This window comes from Pseudomonas sp. NPDC047961 (genome assembly GCF_050272435.1).
Taxonomy (GTDB): Bacteria; Pseudomonadota; Gammaproteobacteria; order Pseudomonadales; family Pseudomonadaceae; genus Stutzerimonas.
This window is the reverse complement of the sequence record NZ_JBNNMD010000001.1, coordinates 569,156-587,107: the sequence shown is the minus strand read 5'-3', so window position 1 is coordinate 587,107 and position 17,952 is coordinate 569,156. Positions and strand designations below refer to the sequence as shown.

Sequence of the window (17,952 nt, the reverse complement as noted above, 5' to 3'; positions counted from 1 at the left end):
AATACTGTCTACTTATACAGTTGTTGTGGCCTCTGGCCCTCTTGATCAAGTGAGGATTGTAATGGACGAGAACAAGAAGCGCGCCTTGGCTGCTGCCTTGGGCCAGATCGAAAAGCAGTTCGGTAAAGGCGCGGTCATGCGCATGGGCGACCATGATCGCCAGGCGATACCCTCCATTTCCACTGGCTCGCTGGGCCTGGATATCGCGCTAGGCATAGGTGGTCTGCCAAAAGGGCGGATCGTTGAAATCTATGGTCCAGAATCTTCGGGTAAGACCACTCTGACCCTGTCCGTTATCGCGGAAGCACAAAAGATGGGCGCCACCTGCGCCTTCGTCGACGCCGAACACGCGCTTGATCCCGATTACGCTGGCAAGCTCGGCGTCAATGTTGACGACCTGCTGGTTTCCCAGCCGGATACCGGTGAGCAAGCGCTGGAAATTACCGACATGCTGGTGCGCTCCAATGCTGTCGACGTAATCATCGTCGACTCCGTGGCCGCGCTGGTGCCCAAGGCCGAAATCGAAGGCGAGATGGGCGATACCCACGTCGGCCTGCAAGCACGTCTGATGTCTCAGGCGTTGCGCAAGATCACCGGTAACATCAAGAACGCCAATTGCCTGGTTATCTTCATCAACCAGATTCGCATGAAGATCGGCGTTATGTTCGGCAGCCCGGAAACCACCACTGGTGGTAACGCACTGAAGTTTTATGCATCGGTTCGTCTCGACATCCGCCGTACTGGCGCGGTGAAGGAAGGCGACGAAGTGGTCGGCAGTGAAACGCGGGTCAAGGTCGTCAAAAACAAGGTAGCCCCGCCGTTCCGCCAGGCTGAGTTCCAGATCCTTTATGGCAAGGGTATCTATCGCAACGGCGAAGTCATCGACCTTGGCGTTCAGCAGGGACTGGTCGAGAAGTCCGGTGCTTGGTACGCCTACAAGGGCAACAAGATCGGTCAGGGCAAGGCCAACGCTGCCAAGTACCTGGAAGAGAACCAAGAGATCGGTCGCGAGATCGAACAGCAGATTCGCGACAAGTTGTTGGTGGTTTCGCCGAGCACCAAGGCCAGTCCGGTCGTTGAAGACCTGGCCGAAGCTGACCTCTAAGCGGCATGCCGGTCGTGCTCGACAGCCCTGCCGCAGTGCGGCGGGCTGCTATGGATCTCTTGGCCCGGCGCGAGCATGGGCGTATCGAGCTGAGTCGCAAATTGCGCTCACGGGGTGCGCCAGCTGAACTCATCGAACCTGCGCTGGAAAGGTTGGCCGATGAGGGATTGCTTAGCGAAGCTCGTTATCTAGAGAGTTTCGTGCGCATGCGAGCCAACGCTGGGTACGGTCCATTGCGCATACGTGAAGAGCTGACCCAGCGAGGGCTGGATCGAGAAGATATCGAGCAGGCACTACGCGACAGCGGCTTTGATTGGAACGCGCAACTGCACGAAGTTTGGCTGCGCAAATTCGGTGAGTTGCCGGGCGATCAGCGGGAAAGGGCTCGTCAAGGCCGGTTTCTCAGCTACCGTGGCTATCCGCTGGACTTGATCGGGCGCCTCCTGCGAGGCGCTTCGCTCGACTGATCCGGGCTCAGTAGCGTTTCTCCCTTACTACGGCCTCGTCCGTTTGCAAATCCTGTTTTCGCACCGCTTCAATCTTCGGCACCCAATGGCGAAGCCCAGTGTTCCCTCGCATTGATGAAGTCGGTCAGTTCCCGTAGCCGGCCGTGATCCCGGCCGTTGAAAACGAAGCTCAGCCTGGGTAAAGGCTGCAGTTCCGGCTCGTCCAGCTCCATTTCACAGCACGCTTGCTGCTCGAAGCGGCCTTTGAGACAGAGGTCGGCGAAATGTTCATTCATGTAGGACACCGCGGCATCGTTCAGCACATGATTCATGCGCATGACGAAGCGATCCTGCAACCATCGGCTCGAGTGGAAGTTGCTGTAGAAGTGATCAATTTCTTCGGCAGCATCTTCGGCATTGTCCACGAGGCGCATTAATCGCATGTCGGTCGGCAGAATGTAACGATTGCCCTCAAGCTGCCGACGTATAAAATCCAGCGCATCTTTCCAGAACGTGCCGTCGGGTTCATCCAGCAGGACGATTGGCACCAGCGGACTCTTGCCCGTCTGAACCAGGGTAAGCACTTCCAGGGTCTCGTCCAGCGTGCCGAAGCCACCGGGACACAGTACCAACGCATCTGCCTCCTTAATAAAGAACAGCTTGCGCACGAAGAAGAAGTGAAAAGACAGCAGGTGGTCGGTGCCGTCTACCGTCGGATTGGCGTGCTGCTCGAAGGGTAGGGTGATGTTCAGACCGAGGCTGTTATCCATGCCTGCGCCTTCATGGGCAGCCGACATAATGCCGCCACCGGCGCCGGTAATGACCATCAGATCGTAGCGTGCAAGCGTCTCGCCGAGCTCGCGGGCGAGTGCGTACAACGGGTGTTCGATGGGCGTTCTCGCCGAGCCGAAAACGGTCACCTTGCGGCGACGCTTGAACTGATCGAGGCGGCTGAAGGCGTGCTCCATTTCGCGCATGGTCTGTAGCAGAATCTTGGCATCCCAGCGACTTCGGTCGGCTTGCGCCATGCGCATGACGGTAACTAGCATTTCCCGATACAGCGGCAGGTTCTGGCTGCTGGATGGAACGACCAGTGCAACCAGTTCATCGATTTTCTTCGATAGTTCGGCACCACTGGTTTTGAAATGTCGCGACAGATAATCGTCCGGTTCGAAAGGCATACAAGTCTCCTTAGAAAGCTTCGGCGCTGCTTAGCCGCCATACGCGAGGGCGGTGCCTTCCATGTGCGCATGCGTGCAAACGCCCGCCAGAATCCAGCCCAGGCGAGGCCTGGCATGCGGCTTACTTGGGTCAATGGTTCTATGCCTAACAGTAGCCCAGCGCGAAGGCGCAAATGCAGGCCGCTCCGCTCAGTGAGCGAAAGCCCATCATCATACGTGCAGTGTTTTGCCTGAGCCGCAGGGTTGAGCTGCGGCTGTGTCCGGTCATCAGAGGGCGATGCGGTCGCCTGGTTCCGGAATGTTGGCTTGCCAGTCGAGACGATCACGCAGTGCTTCCTGCAAGGCACGCATCTTGTCTAGCTCCCCATGCACGAGATAGAGCTCCGGACGCGTCTTGAATTGGTTCGCCCATTCAATCAGCTGTGATTGTCCGGCATGCGCTGAGAAACCGCCCAAGGTATGAACCTGAGCTTTCACCGCTATGCGCTGATGCATCAGCTTGACGGTCTTGGCTCCGTCGACGATGGCGCGACCGAGCGTACCGCTCGCCTGGAAGCCTGGAATGATCAAGTGGCATTCTTCTCGCCAGAGGTTGTGCTTGAAGTGATGAAGAATGCGCCCGCCAGTGCACATGCCGCTGCCTGCGATGATGATCGCGCCGCTTTTGAAGCGGTTGATTGCCATTGATTCTTCGGTTGTCGGTGTTGGCCTGAATATCGGCAGCCATGACTCGATACGCTGTCGGTTGTGGTCGCCAGCTATGCCAGGCTGTATATCCAGTTGCTCTTGGAACAATGAGTAGATCGCGTTCGCGCCGATGGCCATCGGGCTGTCCAGAAAGACCACTTGCTGAGGTACACGACCTTGCTGGTAGAGGAGGCCAAGGTAATAGATCAGATCTTGCGTGCGGCCGACCGCGAATGACGGCATGAGTACATTTCCACCATCCCGGTGGGCCTGTTGAAGGATCTCGGCAAGCTCCTCGATGGTTGCCTGATGATCGCGGTGATCGCGATCACCGTAGGTGGACTCCAACAGCACTACGTCGGCCTCGCTTAATGGCGTCGGCGCATGCATCAGGGGCGAACAGGCGTTACCCAGGTCGCCGGAAAATACCAGGCGGCGGGTGGCACCGAAGTCTTCAACGTCGACCTGAACGATGGCTGACCCAAGAATGTGCCCCGCATCGAAGAAGTGCACGGAAACCCCCGCTGCTGCTTCGAAGGCTTCGCCATAAGCATGAGGCTGACGTTGCGCCAGCATGCGTTCGGTGTCGACCCGGGTGTAGAGTGGCTTGATGGGCGGCTTGCCCAAGCGTGCACGCCACCGATTTTCCCACTCGGCGTCCTTCTCCTGGATGTTTGCCGAGTCGAGCAGCATCAGCTCGAGCAGTTTCCCCGTCGCCTCGGTGACATGGATAGGCCCTTTGAACCCTGCTGCCACAAGCTTCGGTAGCAAGCCGCTATGGTCGATGTGCGCGTGTGACAGCACCACGGCATCGAGTGTTTGCGGGTCGAAGCTAAAGCCCGCACGGTTGCCTGCTTCCTCTTCGCGCCGGCCTTGGCGCATACCGCAGTCGAGAAGCACGCGAACACCTTCATGTGTTTCGATCAGGTAACAGGACCCAGTGACCTGTTGGATGGCGCCGAGAAAGCTGAGCAAAGCCATGAGAACCTCCTGTCTGTACGGTTGTGCTCAGCATGCCCGCAATACCGGCGGCTCATCTTGATGCATATCAGAGAGAGCACCCGAGGCGCTGACTAGACTGTCGCCAATGCCCATCGAAGGAGTGCCACATGAATCAGCTACTGCCCAGTCTTGTTGAGCTGGACCATCATGCTGAGGCCCAGCCTGAGTTCGCTCGCTGGCGAACCGGGTATGGACCTTTTGAACATGCTCTGGAAACCCAGGCTGCCGTGTTTCGCCTGGCTCATCAGCTGGTACAGGCGAAGCTACAGCCGGATCTGGCGAGTGTGTATCGGCTGTTGCAGGCCATCGATCGGATCGGCGCGGCAGGACTCTGGCTGGTTGTGCACATGACCTATGCGCGTCGCGTTCGTCTCGACGGTTCAGCTCTCTGCGCCGAGGACTTCAAGACTGCGCCAGAAGGGCACACGGGTGGCTCGCTGAATATGGTGCCTGCCTACGCCGGTTATCTCGGACTGAACGCCCTGACTGGCAGTACACGTGCATGGTTGATGGGGCAGGGCCACTGCGTCGCAGCGATCGAAGCGCTGAATCTGCTTACCGACAACCTGCATCCCGAACAGAAGCAAGCCTACGGCGGCGGCGAAGCAGGCATCAATCGGCTCCTTGAGGATTTCTACGGTTACCACCAGGCGGCGGATGGCAGCCCATCGGCGCCCCTGGGTAGCCATGTCAATGCACACACTGGCGGCGGTATTGCCGAAGGCGGATACCTTGGCTTCGCCGAGCTGCAATATGCCCATATGCCGCTGCCGGGCGAGACGCTGGTGGCTTTCCTCTCAGATGGCGCGGCAGAGGAGCAGCGCGGTAGTGACTGGATTCCGCGTTGGTGGCGTGCCGAGGATTGCGGTGTCGCGCTGCCAATCATGATTGCCAATGGTCGTCGCATTGAACAACGGACCCAGCTTGGCACTCATGAGGGGCTTGAAGGGTTTCGCCAGCACTTGAGTCGTTGTGGCTTTGACCCGATTCCCTTCGATGGTCGTGACCCGGCAGCTTTCGTCTGCACGCTGTGGGAAATGGAGCAGCGTCTGGCCCATCGTGTCGAGGACAAGTCCCGCGGCCTGCTGCGCTATCCGTTGCCGATCCCTTACGGCATTGCCGAGACGGTGAAAGGGTTCGGCTTCTATGGCGCCGGCAGCAACGCGGCGCATAACCTGCCTCTGCCGGGTAACCCGCATGTCGATGACTCATCGCGCGAGCTGTTTAATACGCATGTCGCCCCGCTTTTCGTACCATGGGATGAGCTTGAGCAGGCTCGCCATCTGGTCGCGCATTCCCGTCAGGCGCGCCCCGCCGAGCGCGACAATGTGCTGGCGACCAGGCGGCCCACTGCGCCAGTCATGCCACAACTCCGGTATCACGATCATGCCTGTTCACCGATGGCAGCGGTGGATGATTTTTTTGTGGACCTCACCCGTGCCAATCCATCGCTGCGCCCCCGTGTAGGTAATCCCGATGAACTGGCCAGCAATCGTCTTGGTGGGGTGCTCAGAGCGTTGAAGCACCGCGTGGTCGATCCTGAAGGAGAGTTAGAGGCGGTAGACGGAAAGATCATCACGGCACTGAACGAAGAGGCCGTGGTTTCCGCCTGTCTCGCCAACCAGGGCGGATTGAACCTGGTTGCCAGCTATGAGGCGTTCTGCGTGAAGATGCTCGGCGCGGTACGCCAAAGCCTGATCTTCTCCCGACAGCAGAAGGAAGTGGGGCGGCCCGCCGGTTGGCTTGGCTGGCCGATCATCGCCACTTCGCACACCTGGGAAAACGGCAAAAATCAGCAGTCGCATCAGGACACCACCTTTTGCGAGGCCTTGCTGAGCGAAATGAGCGACATGGCGAGAGTATTGTTCCCGGCGGATCACAACAGCGCCCTGGCGCTGCTGCCTTCCATCTACCAGGCCCGCGGTGCGCTGGCTTGCCTGGTCATGCCCAAGCGTGAGCGACCAGGCCTATTCAATCAGGCGCAGGCCGAGCAGCTTGCTCGTGAAGGTGCGATCGTCGTCGACGAGCAGAAGGGCGATAACGACATTCTGCTGATCGCCAACGGCAGTTATCAATTGACCGAAATGCAACGCGCCACCCAGCGGCTCAAAGAAGCAGGTGTCAGCTATCGCCTGGTTTACTTGCAAGAGCCGGGGCGCTTTCGCGCGCCGCGGGATCGTTGGGAGATCGAGGCGCTAGCGGCGGAAGGTGTAACCGAGCGTCTGTTCCCCGAGCGGATGGAAATGAGGGTGCTGCTCACTCACATGCGCCCCGAGGTGGCGCGCGGCCATCTCTGGCCCATCCTGCCGGACGTGCGGCGCAATTCAGTGCTGGGCTATCGCAATCGTGGCGGCACCCTGGACGAGGGCGGCATGCAGTTCGCCAATCGGGCGTCCTGGGCGAATGTGCTGGCCGCCTGCGCACGGTTGCTCGACGTACCGCGAACTGCGTTACTTAAGCCGGATGAGGCCGCTGCGGTGGCTGGCAAAGGCGATCCGCGCGTGCTGCGTTAGGCAGGACCCCCACCGCGGGCAGCACTGATGCTGCCCGCGACGCACGGGTTGCCTTAGCAATCGCTGGAGCGATAGCGCTCGGTGGTGATCGGCTTCTTGCTCTGGTATTCGTTGAACTCAAAGCGCAAGACCGCGCCCTGACTCATCAGCTGACGCAGTCCCTCGTTGTTGCACACACTGGCTGCCAGCTGGGTGCGGACCTGCTTGGGGTTGTCTCGCATCTGAGCGGCATGGCGTGGCTGAACGCTCAGATGGTTGACCAGTTCATTTCCCTCTACGCTGTATCCCTCGTCGAGCAGGTCGGAGTTGATCGCGCGCGGCGTGCCTACACTGCTTTCGCGGGCGACTTTTTCAAGTAACTGGCCCAGTGCTGGGTCCTGTGCATACGCGGCATTGGCGAAGGGCAGGGCGAGGCAGAGCGTTAATAGTGGGGTCAGACGGCGCATGGTGATCTCCTGATGACTGCCGTCGTTCGACCGGTACCGGCCCCCACGGTTCAGATCTGCCATGGTTTCGGGGCGGGCTGGTAAACTGCCGCTCCGCCCTGATCGATCGAATCTCCATGTCTCATGCCGTAGTCCGTCTTCGCGACGCGCGCCTGGCGCGTAGCGCCAAGCCGTTCATCGCACGTGGTTCGCGTACGCCCCGGTGTGCTCGCTGCCGTGTGGCCGCTAGTCATTGTTTGTGCGACTGGCTGCCAGCCGTAACGACCAACAGCGCGGTGTGCCTGATCATGCACGATATCGAGCCGCTGAAGCCGAGCAATACCGGCTGGCTGATTGCAGATATTGTGGCCGACACCTATGCCTTCACGTGGCAGCGGACCGCTGTGGAGCCTGGTTTGCTGGAACTGCTCGCCGATACCCGATATCAGCCGGTGGTGGTCTTTCCGGGCGAGTATGCGTCACCTGATCGGGTGGTCTCGGAGGTGAAGGCCGCGCCAGGAAAGCGTCCGCTGTTCATTCTGCTTGATGCGACCTGGACCGAGGCGCGCAAGATGTTTCGCAAAAGCGCCTACCTGAATCATCTGCCGGTGCTGAGCCTGCAAGCCGAGGTGCTGTCACGCTACCGCCTGCGCCGTTCGACGCGCAGTGAACATCTATGCACCGCAGAAGTTGCTGCGTTGTGCCTTGGCTTAGCGGGAGATGAGAAGGGCGCGGCGGCGCTGGATACTTGGCTCGATGCATTCACCGACCATTATCTGGGCGCCAAGCACCACCGTACGCCAGACCCTGATGATGAAACCCATAAAGCGCTGGCCGCCATGGGCCAGCGCTGAACAGGATGGGGCACTCAGTGCCGCGCCACCTGTGGAATCTCGCTGGCCGCCACCACCGGTAGGTCCTTGCGCGGCCAGAGTTGTGCGGCGAGCATGCCGACGAACATCAACGCACAGCCGAAATAGCCCCGCGGGCTGAGGCTTTCATCAAGCAGCAAGGCGCCAGCAAGCGCGGCGAACACGGCTTCGAGCGAGAGGATGATGGCTGCGTGCGACGCAATTGCATGTTTCTGTGCCACGACTTGCAAGGTATAGCCCACGCCGACTGCAAACATTCCGCCGTAGATCAGCGCGGGTGCGGCAAGCCAGATGCTGTCCAGGCTGGCTTGCTCGAAGATTGCTGCTAGAACAAGGCTGACGACCGCACAGGTCACGAACTGCAGAAAGGCCAGGCGGATGGCATCGTGGCGACCAACGAAAAAGCTCACCAGCAATACATGAACGCCCCAGACGAAGGCGCCGGCCAGCTGTATCCAGTCGCCGGAAGCGATCTGGAAGTTCTCGTCGATGCTGAGCAAAGCCATGCCAACCACCGCGAGCACCGCCCCCAGCCAGGTCCCGGTCCCGGTTTTCTGGCCTATTACCAGCCCTAGCAGAGGCACGACGATAACGTACAGCCCGGTAATGAAACCGGAGTTGGTCACGCTCGTGAAAAGCAGGCCAACCTGTTGCAGGTTGATGCCTATAGTCAGCGCGAGTCCCATGCTGAGGCCACCCAGCAGCAAACCACGCTGCAAGAACGGTTCGTGGCGAGCGGCGCCTCGACCCTGGTGCAACAACAAGGGAAGCAACACGATTGCGCCCAATGCGAAGCGCAACCCAGTGAACAGGAACGGCCCGATGTTATCCATGCCGACCCGCTGTGCGACAAATCCGCTCCCCCAGATCATGGCCGTGATGAGCATTAGAAAGTCGGCGCGAAGGGCTTGTTTGCGCATGTTTGGACTCGTGCGGAAAAATCGCAAACTTTGCATTAAACCGATGCGCTTGGCCACTGCTTCGCCGTCCAGCGTGGCGGGTAGCTGATTAAATGCGGAACGATGATCGAATTTCCCGTGGTGGCGCGATATCATCACCGCGGTCACCCTCGAGCATATTGCGGGTTCTTGCCGTCCTGATTGTCAGCAACCGGCTCAGGTTGGTGTAGCGCCAATAAAAACTATAGGTCCGCCATGGCTGCTTACGAAATCCTTATCGCCGATGATCACCCCCTGTTTCGCAGTGCGCTGCAGCAAGCGCTAACGCTTGGCCTGGGCGATGACGTTCGGCTTTCCGAGGCGGCTAGCATTGCCGAACTCGAAGCCCAACTGACCCGTACCTCGGACTGGGATCTGGTCTTGCTGGATTTGAACATGCCGGGCGCTTATGGATTCTCCGGGCTCGTGTTGCTGCGAGGGCAGTATCCCCAGCTGCCTGTGGTAATGATCTCCGCGCAGGAAGACGCTGCGGTTGTAGCTCGTTCGCGCGAGTTTGGCGCCAGTGGTTTCATCCCCAAGTCCAGTTCACTCGAGACGATCCAGCAGGCTGTGCGGGTCGTGCTTGATGGTGATGTCTGGTGGCCTAGCAACATTGATGATGTGGCGCATGTCAGCGCCGAAGCCAAGGCCGCTAGCGAAGGGCTCGCGAGCCTCACGCCCCAGCAGTTTCGCGTGCTGACCATGGTGTGCGACGGTTTGTTAAACAAACAGATCGCCTATGAGCTCAGCGTTTCCGAAGCGACCATCAAGGCGCATGTGACCGCAATCTTTCGCAAGCTGGGCGTTCGCACCCGGACCCAGGCAGCTCTGCTCTTGCAGCAGATGGGCTCAATTCCCAGCAGCTAACATTCGTTTCGGCCTGCCGATGCCGCGCTAATCTCGATTCTCCACCTTACGCAATCGCCGGCAGTACGATCTCGTCACTTCGGCGGATGCCGGCTGTCAGCGCGCGGCATTGCTCGATGAATTCGCGCATCGCAGCGGTCTGGTATTTCAACGAGTGCCAGATGAAATAGAACTGCCGGGCAAGATCCAGTTCGGGTGTTTCCAGAGCGACCAGACTGCCGCGGCGGAATGCATCGCGTAGCGCCAGCCTGGAAATGCAGCCAATCCCGAGCCCAGATTCAACGGCTCGCTTGATCGCCTCGGTATGCTCCAGCTCAAGCCGAATGTTCAGCTTGGCGGGATGATGGCGCATGGCATGGTCGAATGTCAGGCGCGTACCGGAGCCTTGTTCGCGGAGAATCCAGGCTTCCCGCGAGAGCTGTTCCAGACTTACCGCAGTGTGCTCAGCCAGCGCGTGCTGAGGTGCGCAAAACACCACCAGTTCATCCTCGACCCAAGGCAGTACCTCGATCTCCGGGTGCTGACAGTCGCCTTCGATCAGACCTAAATCAAGTTCATGTTGCGCAACCTGTTGGACAATATGAGCGGTGTTCTGAACGTGCAGCTTCACGCGGCACTCAGGGTGACGTTGCATGAAACTGCCGATCAGCAAGGTGGCGAGGTAGTTGCCGATCGTCAGGGTGGCACCCACGCTGAGCGAGCCGAAGCCGGTCTTGCCAGCCAGTAGATCCTCGATGGCTTTAGCCTGATCGAGCAAGCCTACTGCCTGCGGTAAGAGCTGGTGGCCTAGTGCATTCAGCCACAATCGTTTACCCGCACGGTCGAACAGCTGACACCCCGACTGGCGTTCCAGTTCAGCTAGCGAAGTGCTGGTCGCGGACTGGGATAGGGCGAGACTTTCGGCCGCACGCGAGACACTTTCGTGCCGCGCGAATGCGACGAATACTTGAAGCTGACGGAGCGTGAAATGCATATCTATATAACCGATAACATATATCGTTAATATTCGTTTAGCGGATATTAGTCGGGCCAGTAAACTAGTGGCAAATATTGACGCGCCATCGCGCGCTAGAAGGGGAGCACTACATGAGCAACCTGAACGTTGAGCGAGTCCTCAGTGTGCATCACTGGAACGACACGCTGTTCAGTTTCAAAACCACCCGCAATCCGGGTCTGCGCTTTGAGAACGGCCAGTTCGTGATGATTGGTCTCGAAGTGGAAGGGCGACCCCTAATGCGCGCTTACAGTATTGCCAGCCCCAACTATGAGGAGCATCTCGAGTTCTTCAGCATCAAGGTTCCAGATGGTCCGCTGACGTCTCGACTGCAGCACCTCAAGGAAGGCGACTCACTGATGGTCAGTCGCAAGCCGACCGGAACGCTGGTATTGGACGACCTGTTGCCTGCAAAGCATCTCTACCTGTTGAGCACCGGGACTGGTCTGGCGCCCTTTATGAGCGTGATCCAGGATCCGGAAACCTATGAGCGCTTCGAGAAGGTCATCCTGGTGCACGGCGTTCGTTACGTTAATGAAGTCGCCTATCGTGAATTCATCACCGAGCATTTGCCACAAAACGAATTCTTTGGCGAAGCGCTGAAAGAAAAACTGATCTATTACCCCACCGTCACTCGCGAGCCGTTCGAGAATCAGGGCCGTCTAACTGACCTGATGCGCAGCGGCAAGTTGTTTGCGGATATCGGGCTACCTCCGATCAACCCTGAAGATGACCGCGCGATGATCTGTGGCAGCCCGAGCATGTTGGCTGAAACCAGCGAAGTGCTGGACAGCTTCGGCCTTAAGGCGTCGCCTCGTATGGGTGACCCGGGCCACTACCTGATCGAGCGAGCATTCGTCGAGAAGTGATCGGTCGTTGGGATGCAATGAACCGGCTACGCATTGCGTCAGCCGGTTTTTTTCTGCGTGTTCAGAGGTAGGTGGCACAGCACTTCTTGAACTTCTGATCGCTGCCGCACGGGCAGGGGTCGTTGCGGCCGGCCTTCAGCGGTGTGGTGGAGTCGATGAAATACCAGCATCCGTCGTGCTGAACAAAAGCCGAACGCTCATGTTGAGCATGTTCGCCTGCCCCGTCGTGCCAGCGGGCTGTGAAGCTGACCAGCGCATGTTCCGGCTGGCCGCCGAATACCTGACTTTCCTCGACCTCGAGGCCCAGCCAAGTGCTGTTGGCGCTCCACTCCTTCATCGCCTGGAGGTCCAAGGCTTGCTGTTGCGCGGGCAGAGTAGTTGTCCGAAGGTAATCGATGGCTCCGACAACATAGGCGCTGTATCGCGAACGCACCAATCGTTCCGCGCTAGGTGCCGACAGACCTTGATGATACCGACCGCAACATTTGCCGTAAGGATCGCCGCTGCCACAGGGGCAATTCGCAGCTGCCCGTTGATCATCAGTCATCGTTGGTTACCACCAATATTTGCCGAACATTTGCGGATTGGCCCAGAACTTCGCGTTGAGCCAATCTGGAACCTGCTTGTAATCAAGTAGGTCGTAGGTGAAGAGGGTCACCGTTTGGCCGTCTCGTTCGAAACGTGCGCTGACTTGTAGTGCCAGGGAGAAGAAGTCAGTTGCCTGCCAGTCGCACGCATTCAGATCGACCAAAACCGCCATGCGGTTGGTATTGAGATTGCGAATACCACCGAGCAACTGCAGGCCGTCGCGCTTCGAAAGATGTTCCAGGCAGTCGGCGACCAATGCCAGATCGTAGCGGCGGTCGGCGAGGTCTGCAGGAAGAGGGCCGGTTGGTGTGCGGTCAATCTGACTGTTGTCGTGACTGCGGCTGAAGGCTTCGATGGCGGGCAATTCGCTGCGGCCGACATAAAGCAATCGCGCCGGGCGTTGTTGCTCCAACAGGGCGGCCAGAGCTTGCTGTGGCGTCTGCGATGAGCGGGATGCTGTCAAACCGGGATTCCTCGTTATCAGGCGTGGCGGAACGCAAAAATTGCAGTCCGCTCAGTCTGCCAAAGTATAAAGACTAGCGCGCAGGCGCCTGCCGTCCTAGTCTCGATATAACTGGAGCTGCTTATGCTATTGCGCATAACGCTCTGGCCGATCCCACATTAGGAGGCTTTAACGATGAGTAGCTTACGGACAGCAGTACCCGTGATTGTGATGACCACCTTCCTGGCCGGCTGCGCAGGGGTGCAGAAGCAGGATTGGCCCAGTTGTGCGGCTGTTGGCGGCGTAACCGGTGCCGCGCTGGGTGCGATAGAAAGCAGTACCTATACAGGCTATGGCGCCTTGATTGGCGGCGGCATGGCTGCAGCCTACTGCTGGGCCAATGGAACCGAGCAGGAGACTGTCGCCGTTGTAGAGACAGTTGAACCTGCCCCAGTGACAGAGCCGGAGCCCGAGCCAGTGCTGGAAGCCGTACGGGTGGAGCTGGACGTAAAATTCGACTTCGATAAAGCGACTATCCGTCAGGACGCCTACGATGACATCGAAGTGCTTGCTGACTTCATGAAGCAGTACGATCAGACCTCGACGACTGTAGAGGGCCACACTGATGCCATCGGTACTGATGCCTATAACCAGCGTCTGTCCATGCAGCGTGCCCAGTCCGTTCGCGATGCACTGGTCAACCGTTACGGTGTTGAGGCCAGCCGTCTAGAGGCTATTGGCTATGGTGAATCGCGTCCGATCGCAGACAACTCGACTGAGTTGGGTCGTGCGATCAACCGTCGTGTTGAGGCTTCGGTCGAAGCACGCCCATAACGCGTGCGATGCATAGTTGCCGGGTGTACCTGGCCGTGTGAATTTGTAGCGATCTAAGGTCAGGCTGCATTTGCAGTCTGACGGAGGACCGCTTTCACATGGTCTGGATGCCCGGTGTTTTTGATAACGGACGCTGGTGTTAGAATAGCGGCCGTGCGCTTGCCAGCGCCACCACAGCCAGGCCCAACAGTAGGTTGATACCGACCAGCTTGCGGATTCTGCCCAGTGCAGCGCCACCTTCCGGCCAGTTCTGCTCGGCGATAGCGCGCTTGAGTTCAGGCAGCTGCAGCAGTTGTATGCGCAGAAACAGCGCAAGCATCACCAGGAACACTCCAGTCATGATGTGGACGTAGCGGGGGGCAGCCTCTAGCCCGTCAAAGCGCATGTGCCACATGCCGATACCACTGATCGGCAGAACCAGTACCGAAACCCACACCCACTGAAAGAAGCGGCGGAGTACTTCGGCCCATAGCTTCAGCCGTTCCGGCGCCTGCAACTCGGAAATAGCAGCAGGACGAAGCACCATCCAGGCGAAAAACATGCCCCCGACCCATATCATTGCAGCCAGTACGTGAAGTGAATAGGGCGCAGCGAATGCAGTCATGGGAATTCTCCGGTGGCGGTTGAGGAAACGCGCGTTATCATAGCCACCCTTCCGAAGTACTGAAAATATATACAGCCTCCGCGCCCATGCTCAGCACCGAACTCAAGTCCCAGATCCAGGGCGCCTATACCCAGTTCCTCGACGCCAAAGGTCTCAAGCCCCGTTATGGTCAGCGGCTGATGATTGCCGAGGTGGCGAAAGTCCTGGGCGCAATCAAAGCCGACGATGAAGGGCGGCGAGATGGGGAGCCGGCAGTCGTTGCGGTCGAGGCCGGCACCGGCACGGGCAAGACGGTCGCTTATAGCCTGGCTGCGATTCCTACGGCCAAAGCGGCAGGCAAGCGCCTGGTGATCGCGACGGCTACGGTCGCCTTGCAAGAACAGATCGTGCACAAAGATTTGCCGGACCTGATGCGCAACAGCGGCTTGAGCTTTTCCTTTGCTTTGGCCAAGGGGCGCGGTCGTTATCTTTGCCTGTCCAAGCTAGACGCGCTGCTGCAGGAAGGTCAGGCACAGAGCGCTACCGCTCAATTGTTCGAAGAAGAAGGCTTTCGCATTGACGTCGATGAGCGCAGCGAGAAGCTGTTCGGCAGCATGATCGAGAAGCTTGCGGGTAATCGTTGGGATGGTGATCGCGACAGCTGGCCGGAAGAGCTGGCCGACCCCGACTGGGCGCGCCTGACGACCGATCACAGCCAGTGCACCGGACGCCACTGTCCCAACTTCCAGCAATGCGCGTTCTACAAAGCGCGCGAAGGCATGACCAAGGTCGACGTCATTGTCACCAATCACGACATGGTGCTTGCCGACCTGGCGTTGGGCGGCGGCGCGGTGTTGCCCGACCCGCGCGACACGCTCTATGTCTTTGATGAAGGCCATCACCTGCCAGACAAGGCGATCGGGCATTTCGCTCACTTCACCCGCCTGCGTTCCACTGCCGAGTGGCTTGCTCAGGTCGAAAAAAACCTGACCAAGCTGCTCGCCCAGCATCCGTTGCCGGGCGATCTCGGCCGGCTGATCGAAGCCGTGCCGGAGATCGCCCGGGATTTGCGCAGCCAGCAGCAGTTCATGTTCAGTGCCTGTGAACAGCTGGCTGACTTTCGACCCGGCGAGGATATGGAGGGGCGTGAGAGGCCACGACACCGTTTTGTCGGCGGCGTGGTTCCGGAGCATCTGATCGAGCTGGGTATCGAGCTGAAAAAGGGTTTCGCCAAGCTCAACGATCTGTTCACACGTCTTACTGAATTGCTCAAGGAGGCGATGGATGGCGAGGCGGGTGTTGGCATCGCCAGCCATCAGGCCGAAGAGTGGTACCCGCTATTCGGCAGTCTGCTAACTCGCGCACAGGGCAACTGGGAGCTATGGACGGCCTTCACCGTCGACGATCCGGAGGACAGTCCGCCGATGGCGCGCTGGCTGACGCTGGCCGAAGGCGGCGCGCTGTTCGATATCGAGGTCAACGCCAGCCCGATCCTCGCGGCTGAAACGTTGCGCCGCAATCTGTGGAACGTCTGCTACGGCGCATTGGTGACCTCGGCGACGCTCACCGCATTGAACAGTTTCGATCGCTATCGCATGCGTGCCGGGCTGCCACGCTGTGCCGTCACCGCGGTGGTGCCGAGCCCGTTTCATCATGCAGACGCCGGCGTGCTGAGGGTGCCCGATCTTAAAGCTGACCCGCGTGATGCAGCTGCGCATACAGCAGCCATCGTGCGGGATCTGCCGGAGCTGGTGGAGGATTCGCGCGGCACGCTGGTGCTTTTCTCCTCACGCAAACAGATGCAAGACGTATTCGACGGGCTGGAGCGTGACTGGCGTAGACGGGTGCTCATTCAGGGCAATCTGTCCAAGCAGGAGACACTCAACAAGCACAAGGCGCGCGTGGATGATGGGGAGAAGAGCGTGCTGTTCGGGCTCGCCAGTTTCGCGGAAGGTGTCGATCTCCCTGGGGCTTATTGCGAGCATGTTGTCATCGCCAAGATCCCCTTCGCGGTACCTGATGACCCGGTTGAGGCGGCGCTGGCCGAGTGGATCGAGGCACGAGGCGGCAATCCATTTATGGAAATCGCCGTGCCAGATGCCTCGTTGCGCCTGGTTCAGGCCTGCGGCAGGTTGCTGCGTACCGAAGAGGACCGCGGCACTATTACGCTGCTTGATCGACGGGTCGTCACGCAGCGCTACGGGAAAGCCATTCTTAACGCGCTGCCGCCGTTCCGGCGAGAGATTGGCTAACCGCCTCGGCGGCCATCATGAGGCGTCATTCAAAAGGCTGATAGGACAATCATTCTCGACGGGGCTGTTCCTTTGAGGCGATGTGGCTGAAACACTGCTCGCCAGTCATACCAACCTAGAGGGCGCAAGCGTGCAGATCCAGGGATATTTCGACCTCCGTTTCGAGGCGGTCAGAGACGCGTTCAGCCAGCTGTTCGAGCAGACCCAGCAGCGTGGCGCGGCAGTCTGCGTGAAGGTCGGTGGCGAAACGGTTGTCGACCTCTGGGCCGGTGTTGCGGACAATGCTGGTGAGCAGGCCTGGCAGAGCGACACCCTGGTCAATCTGTTTTCCTGCACCAAGACATTCGCTGCGGTGGCTGCGTTACAGCTAGTAGGGGAGGGCAAGCTGCAGTTGGATGAGCCGGTCGCCCGTGTTTGGCCGGAATTCGCCGCCAATGGCAAACAGGACATTACCCTACGGCAGCTGCTCAGCCATCAGGCTGGGCTGCCGGCTATTCGCCAGCCATTGCCGCCCGAGGCGTTGTACGACTGGGAAGCGATGACTGCAGCACTCGTGGCCGAAACGCCCTGGTGGACGCCTGGTGACGGGCACGGGTATGCCGCGATTACCTATGGTTGGCTGGTTGGCGAATTGATCCGCCGCGGCGACGGTCGTGAGCCGGGCGAAGCCATAGTCGCGCGCACTGCTCGTCCTCTAGACCTGGATTTTCATATCGGCCTGGCCGATAGCGAGTTCGACCGGGTCGGCTATCTGACCCGTCAGAAAAACAATCTTGGCGATGCGGCAGCCCAACGAGTAATCAAAGCCTTGATGAGTGACCCACAATCACTCACCGCTCGAGCCTTTACCAACCCTCCGTCGATTATGAACAGTGCAAACAAGCCAGAGTGGCGTCGAATGGCTCAGCCGGCCGCCAACGGACATGGCAATGCACGGTCATTGGCGGGCTTCTATGATGGCCTGTTGCGAGGGGAGCTGCTCGATTACCAGCTGTTGGACGAGATGACCCGCGAGCACTGCGTTGGAGAGGATCGCACGCTGCTCACCCGTACTCGTTTTGCGCTGGGCTGCTGGCTGGACCAGCCGGACGTTGAGAACGCTACGTTCGGCATGGGGCCCGGGGCTTTTGGTCACCCTGGCGCTGGCGGTTGTATCGGTTTTGCCGATCCCCAACGTGATGTAGCCTTTGGCTATGTCACCAATACGCTAGGTCCTTATGTTCTGATGGACCCTAGAGCGCAGACGCTCGCTCGTGTAGTTAAGGCATGCGTAGGTTGAACCACTCGTCTGGTTGGTCGGACGAGACTTTGCAGAACAAGGACCTGCGTCCACAATTTGAGACAAATCCTTGCT

Annotated in this window: 17 protein-coding genes; 9 read left to right on the top strand and 8 right to left on the bottom strand. The window is 59.1% G+C overall.

The features are described 5' to 3' along the window. The first annotated feature begins 61 nt into the window (after positions 1–61). Positions 62–1,105: a recombinase RecA gene (gene recA, locus ACQKIK_RS02775; protein WP_073300871.1), complete on the top strand. Its 1,044-nt coding sequence runs from the start codon at positions 62–64 to the stop codon at positions 1,103–1,105. Between the two features lie 5 nt (positions 1,106–1,110). Then, positions 1,111–1,572, top strand: a complete 462-nt coding sequence (gene recX, locus ACQKIK_RS02770) for a recombination regulator RecX (RefSeq protein WP_417791906.1) — start codon at positions 1,111–1,113, stop codon at positions 1,570–1,572. 68 nt (positions 1,573–1,640) lie between these two features. Here recX and ACQKIK_RS02765 read toward each other — a convergent pair whose 3' ends face one another. Both ACQKIK_RS02765 and ACQKIK_RS02760 read right to left on the bottom strand, forming a co-directional pair. Beyond that, the gene (locus tag ACQKIK_RS02765) at positions 1,641–2,732 is read right to left on the bottom strand and encodes an LOG family protein (protein ID WP_499134643.1); all 1,092 of its coding nucleotides are present in this window, start codon (positions 2,730–2,732) and stop codon (positions 1,641–1,643) included. 267 nt (positions 2,733–2,999) lie between these two features. Continuing rightward, complete coding sequence (locus ACQKIK_RS02760) at positions 3,000–4,400, bottom strand: MBL fold metallo-hydrolase RNA specificity domain-containing protein (protein WP_499134641.1); 1,401 nt, start codon at positions 4,398–4,400, stop codon at positions 3,000–3,002. Between the two features lie 128 nt (positions 4,401–4,528). Here ACQKIK_RS02760 and ACQKIK_RS02755 point away from each other — a divergent pair, with 128 nt between their 5' ends. Beyond that, a complete protein-coding gene (locus tag ACQKIK_RS02755) occupies positions 4,529–6,934 on the top strand; it encodes a phosphoketolase family protein (RefSeq protein WP_499134639.1) in 2,406 nt (801 codons plus the stop codon). Between the two features lie 53 nt (positions 6,935–6,987). Here the strand turns inward: ACQKIK_RS02755 and ACQKIK_RS02750 are convergent, their stop codons facing one another. Continuing rightward, a complete protein-coding gene (locus ACQKIK_RS02750; RefSeq protein ID WP_045429061.1) occupies positions 6,988–7,380 on the bottom strand; it encodes a PA3611 family quorum-sensing-regulated virulence factor in 393 nt (130 codons plus the stop codon). A gap of 116 nt (positions 7,381–7,496) precedes the next feature. Between ACQKIK_RS02750 and ACQKIK_RS02745 the strand changes: the two genes are divergently transcribed. Continuing rightward, a complete protein-coding gene (locus tag ACQKIK_RS02745) occupies positions 7,497–8,213 on the top strand; it encodes a tRNA-uridine aminocarboxypropyltransferase (RefSeq protein WP_241530519.1) in 717 nt (238 codons plus the stop codon). Between the two features lie 14 nt (positions 8,214–8,227). On the opposite strand, the gene ACQKIK_RS02740 is transcribed toward ACQKIK_RS02745, so the two are convergent. Beyond that, positions 8,228–9,151 (bottom strand): DMT family transporter, encoded by a 924-nt coding sequence (locus tag ACQKIK_RS02740; RefSeq protein ID WP_045432043.1) that lies wholly within the window; start codon positions 9,149–9,151, stop codon positions 8,228–8,230. 234 nt (positions 9,152–9,385) lie between these two features. Between ACQKIK_RS02740 and erdR the strand changes: the two genes are divergently transcribed. Next, entirely contained in the window at positions 9,386–10,036 is a 651-nt protein-coding gene (erdR, locus tag ACQKIK_RS02735) for a response regulator transcription factor ErdR (RefSeq protein WP_019342358.1), read from the top strand. Positions 10,037–10,082: 46 nt separating this feature from the next. On the opposite strand, the gene ACQKIK_RS02730 is transcribed toward erdR, so the two are convergent. Continuing rightward, positions 10,083–11,009, bottom strand: coding sequence for a LysR family transcriptional regulator (locus ACQKIK_RS02730; RefSeq protein WP_045429056.1), 927 nt, complete (start codon positions 11,007–11,009; stop codon positions 10,083–10,085). 113 nt (positions 11,010–11,122) lie between these two features. On the opposite strand from ACQKIK_RS02730, the gene fpr reads away from it, so the two are divergent. Further along, positions 11,123–11,899 carry a ferredoxin-NADP reductase gene (fpr, locus tag ACQKIK_RS02725; protein ID WP_045429054.1) on the top strand — a complete coding sequence of 259 codons (777 nt, stop codon included), beginning with the start codon at positions 11,123–11,125 and terminating at the stop codon, positions 11,897–11,899. Between the two features lie 61 nt (positions 11,900–11,960). Here fpr and ACQKIK_RS02720 read toward each other — a convergent pair whose 3' ends face one another. Together ACQKIK_RS02720 and ACQKIK_RS02715 are read right to left on the bottom strand one after the other, a co-directional pair. Continuing rightward, positions 11,961–12,446 carry a YchJ family protein gene (locus ACQKIK_RS02720; RefSeq protein WP_241530520.1) on the bottom strand — a complete coding sequence of 162 codons (486 nt, stop codon included), beginning with the start codon at positions 12,444–12,446 and terminating at the stop codon, positions 11,961–11,963. A gap of 6 nt (positions 12,447–12,452) precedes the next feature. Continuing rightward, positions 12,453–12,950, bottom strand: coding sequence for a DUF6231 family protein (locus ACQKIK_RS02715; protein ID WP_045429050.1), 498 nt, complete (start codon positions 12,948–12,950; stop codon positions 12,453–12,455). Between the two features lie 174 nt (positions 12,951–13,124). Here ACQKIK_RS02715 and ACQKIK_RS02710 point away from each other — a divergent pair, with 174 nt between their 5' ends. Beyond that, positions 13,125–13,763, top strand: coding sequence for an OmpA family protein (locus ACQKIK_RS02710; RefSeq protein ID WP_164863190.1), 639 nt, complete (start codon positions 13,125–13,127; stop codon positions 13,761–13,763). A 139-nt stretch (positions 13,764–13,902) separates the two neighbouring features. On the opposite strand, the gene ACQKIK_RS02705 is transcribed toward ACQKIK_RS02710, so the two are convergent. Further along, positions 13,903–14,367 (bottom strand): CopD family protein, encoded by a 465-nt coding sequence (locus ACQKIK_RS02705; protein WP_241530521.1) that lies wholly within the window; start codon positions 14,365–14,367, stop codon positions 13,903–13,905. An 86-nt stretch (positions 14,368–14,453) separates the two neighbouring features. Between ACQKIK_RS02705 and dinG the strand changes: the two genes are divergently transcribed. Next, entirely contained in the window at positions 14,454–16,598 is a 2,145-nt protein-coding gene (gene dinG, locus ACQKIK_RS02700; protein WP_241530522.1) for an ATP-dependent DNA helicase DinG, read from the top strand. A 130-nt stretch (positions 16,599–16,728) separates the two neighbouring features. After that, positions 16,729–17,877, top strand: coding sequence for a serine hydrolase domain-containing protein (locus ACQKIK_RS02695; RefSeq protein ID WP_127840617.1), 1,149 nt, complete (start codon positions 16,729–16,731; stop codon positions 17,875–17,877). Positions 17,878–17,952 lie beyond the last annotated feature (75 nt).

Coding starts and splice junctions, on each gene's coding strand:
- ACQKIK_RS02720 (WP_241530520.1), bottom strand. CDS start 12,446: ATGACTGATGATCAACGGGCAGCTGCGAATTGCCCCTGTGGCAGCGGC.
- erdR (WP_019342358.1), top strand. CDS start 9,386: ATGGCTGCTTACGAAATCCTTATCGCCGATGATCACCCCCTGTTTCGC.
- ACQKIK_RS02705 (WP_241530521.1), bottom strand. CDS start 14,367: ATGACTGCATTCGCTGCGCCCTATTCACTTCACGTACTGGCTGCAATG.
- ACQKIK_RS02745 (WP_241530519.1), top strand. CDS start 7,497: ATGTCTCATGCCGTAGTCCGTCTTCGCGACGCGCGCCTGGCGCGTAGC.
- ACQKIK_RS02710 (WP_164863190.1), top strand. CDS start 13,125: ATGAGTAGCTTACGGACAGCAGTACCCGTGATTGTGATGACCACCTTC.
- ACQKIK_RS02755 (WP_499134639.1), top strand. CDS start 4,529: ATGAATCAGCTACTGCCCAGTCTTGTTGAGCTGGACCATCATGCTGAG.
- ACQKIK_RS02765 (WP_499134643.1), bottom strand. CDS start 2,732: ATGCCTTTCGAACCGGACGATTATCTGTCGCGACATTTCAAAACCAGT.
- recA (WP_073300871.1), top strand. CDS start 62: ATGGACGAGAACAAGAAGCGCGCCTTGGCTGCTGCCTTGGGCCAGATC.
- ACQKIK_RS02750 (WP_045429061.1), bottom strand. CDS start 7,380: ATGCGCCGTCTGACCCCACTATTAACGCTCTGCCTCGCCCTGCCCTTC.
- dinG (WP_241530522.1), top strand. CDS start 14,454: ATGCTCAGCACCGAACTCAAGTCCCAGATCCAGGGCGCCTATACCCAG.
- ACQKIK_RS02740 (WP_045432043.1), bottom strand. CDS start 9,151: ATGCGCAAACAAGCCCTTCGCGCCGACTTTCTAATGCTCATCACGGCC.
- ACQKIK_RS02730 (WP_045429056.1), bottom strand. CDS start 11,009: ATGCATTTCACGCTCCGTCAGCTTCAAGTATTCGTCGCATTCGCGCGG.
- recX (WP_417791906.1), top strand. CDS start 1,111: ATGCCGGTCGTGCTCGACAGCCCTGCCGCAGTGCGGCGGGCTGCTATG.
- fpr (WP_045429054.1), top strand. CDS start 11,123: ATGAGCAACCTGAACGTTGAGCGAGTCCTCAGTGTGCATCACTGGAAC.
- ACQKIK_RS02760 (WP_499134641.1), bottom strand. CDS start 4,400: ATGGCTTTGCTCAGCTTTCTCGGCGCCATCCAACAGGTCACTGGGTCC.